Origin of the sequence: Streptomyces sp. SID5785, assembly GCF_009870065.1 — a bacterium.
Taxonomy (GTDB): domain Bacteria; phylum Actinomycetota; class Actinomycetes; order Streptomycetales; family Streptomycetaceae; genus Streptomyces.
The window spans coordinates 1-1,429 of the sequence record NZ_WWIA01000798.1; the positions used below are offsets into that span (position 1 = coordinate 1).

A 1,429-nucleotide genomic window follows, 5' to 3' on the forward strand; every position below is an offset into this window, starting at 1 on the left:
GCCGTCAACTCCGGCCCGCCCGCACAGTGCGCCACGAGCATCACCGCCGCGTCCGGCTGCCAGTACAACGACCAGCACCTCACGCCGGAGCAGTGGGGCGACAAGGTGCGCGGCGGCCACCCCGGCCACACCGGGCCGTGGCCGCGCGTCGCGATCTGGCAGGGCACGTCCGACACGACCGTGGCCCCGGTCAACGGCACGGAGCTGCGCGACCAGTGGACGGACGTCTGGGGCATCGGCCAGACCCCGTCCGAGACCCGGAACCTGTCGGGCGGCACCACCGAGACCCTCTACGACGACAGCGCGGGCAGCCCCGCCGTCGCCCTGTTCTCCGTCGCGGGCATGGCCCACGGCCTCGCGGTCAGCCCCGGATCGGGCGCCGACCAGTGCGGCAGCACCGGCACCTACTACCTGAACACCATCTGCTCGGCCTACCACACCGCCGTGTTCTGGGGCCTGGACGGCGCCGACGGCGGCAGCGGCAGCCTCCCCGCACCGGCCGGCGTCACCGTCACCGGTACCACCGACACCACCGCCTCCCTGTCATGGAGCGCGGTGAGCGGCGCCGCCACGTACGACGTGTACCGCGACGGCGCCAAGGCGGGCTCCGCGACCGGCACCACCTTCTCCGACTCCGGCCTGTCCGCGGGCAGCACCTACCGGTACACCGTGAGGGCGCTCGACTCCGCCGGTGCCGCGGGCGCCGCCTCCGCCTCCGTCGACGCCACGACCACCGGCGCGGCGCCCCGCTGCTACACGGCGAACAACTACGACCAGGTCGCGGCCGGACGCGCCCACCAGAGCGGCGGCCAGGTCTACGCCAACGGCAGCGACCAGAGCATGGGCCTCTACAACGTGGCGATCACCCACACCCTGAAGGAGACCTCCCCGGACTACTTCGTGCTCGCCGACCCGGGCTGCTGAGCGAGCGGCCTGCGCGGCGGACCGTTCGGCCGGCGCCGAACGGTCGCGGCCCTAGCGTCGACGTCATGACGCACACGACGCACACGACGAATGCGACGCACACGACGCACACCGTGCACCGGCTCGCGGACGTCCGGGCCGCGCTCGCCGACCCGGCGCTCGTCCCGGACGGCCCCGCGCCGACCGAGAACGGCCCGCGCGGGGCGAGCGTGGCATGGCTGCGCGCCACGGTGGCCCGGTTCAGCTCGGGTGAGCCGCACCGGCGCCGCCGGGCCCTCGTGGAGGGGGAACTCGCCCGGCTCGCCCCCGACCGCCTGCGCCGGTGCGCCGCGGCGGGCGCCGAGGGCGAGACACGGGTGCGGGTCGTCCGCGCACTCGCCGAGGCCTGGGGGATGCCGTCGCCGGAGGCGGTCGCACGGGACGTGCCCCACGTGGCGGCGGCGTACTTCGGCGGGACCGACGACCTCGCGGACGCCGACGCCGCCGTGACCCGCCTGGTCGCGCG

General features: G+C 75.6%; 2 pseudogenes. Both read left to right on the forward strand.

Annotated elements, in window-relative coordinates:
• Positions 1–924 (forward strand): annotated as a pseudogene (locus GTW43_RS26100) (esterase); the annotation flags it as partial.
• A 65-nt stretch (positions 925–989) separates the two neighbouring features.
• A pseudogene (locus tag GTW43_RS26105) lies at positions 990–1,429 on the forward strand (isocitrate lyase/phosphoenolpyruvate mutase family protein); the annotation flags it as partial.